The organism is Pseudoalteromonas porphyrae (assembly GCF_001298125.1).
GTDB classification, from domain to species: domain Bacteria; phylum Pseudomonadota; class Gammaproteobacteria; order Enterobacterales; family Alteromonadaceae; genus Pseudoalteromonas; species Pseudoalteromonas neustonica.
Genome location: NZ_LHPH01000069.1, coordinates 1 through 881, shown reverse-complemented (window position 1 = coordinate 881; position 881 = coordinate 1). Strand labels below are relative to the sequence as shown.

Genomic DNA, 881 nt, shown 5'->3' with positions numbered 1-881 from the left:
ACCCATTACTGGGCCGACCCCACACAGATCCGGACGTGCGGAACTACCGCATCCGGCTCTTCAGTTATATATTCACGCGTGTAAATCACCACGTACTTAGTACCAGTCCACATGAATAAATCGCTTACTCACTCTTGGCCGCTCTATTGCGTAATACATTAACATCTTCTTGAAATTACTCCAATTATAACTGCGCCTTCCACTTCGCCTATTCAGCCATTTATATAAGCTGTGCAGCACATAGCTGTACAGTCTATCTAGGCTACGGCTATTGTCTGGCAGGCCAAAGTAATTTCGGTATCCCATCAGTTTGCGTTTCAGTTGGGGCATCCACGTGTTGAGCTTGGTTGACCGTTTGGCTTTGATGTATTGGTAAAACTCGCTCATGCTGGCGCGGTGCTTTTCAGCCCCTGTGCGCCGCCTAAGTCGAGGTTTTCCTTGCGCATCTTTTGCCCAGTAAAAGGCAAAGCCAAGACAACAACAAATTAGACAGCCATTCTAATTGAGCCAACATCACTATTCCACTAGATTTACTTTTTAGGTTATGAATTTACTTTTTATTAATGGGTTGCTTTCATTCCATCCATTAAATAAGTTATTAATACTCTAAAGCCTAAATTACGTACAACAACAAACCCGAATTCATTATGCAAGTGCACCACTGACCATAACCCACCAATAAATATGACATTCTGAAATATTTGCTAATGTAGTAAGTGCGACCAAACTCATTATCGAGGGAATTCAGAATGTCTTACGAACATCTTAACAGTTTCGAACGAAAAGCTATCTACTATCGATTCAATAGTGGCGAAAGCTGCCGATCCATTGGTAAGCTATTAAATCGACACCATACAACTATCATGCGTGAAGTTAAGCGA

2 protein-coding genes are annotated in these 881 nt (G+C 42.0%); one reads left to right on the top strand and one right to left on the bottom strand.

What is annotated here, in order from left to right:
* Positions 1 to 96: 96 nt before the first annotated feature.
* Positions 97 to 387: a group II intron maturase-specific domain-containing protein gene (locus ADS77_RS22840; protein ID WP_268794924.1), complete on the bottom strand. Its 291-nt coding sequence runs from the start codon at positions 385 to 387 to the stop codon at positions 97 to 99.
* A 362-nt stretch (positions 388 to 749) separates the two neighbouring features.
* Here ADS77_RS22840 and ADS77_RS21935 point away from each other — a divergent pair.
* The coding region (locus ADS77_RS21935; RefSeq protein ID WP_152960613.1) for a helix-turn-helix domain-containing protein at positions 750 to 881 on the top strand (132 nt) is incomplete at its 3' end.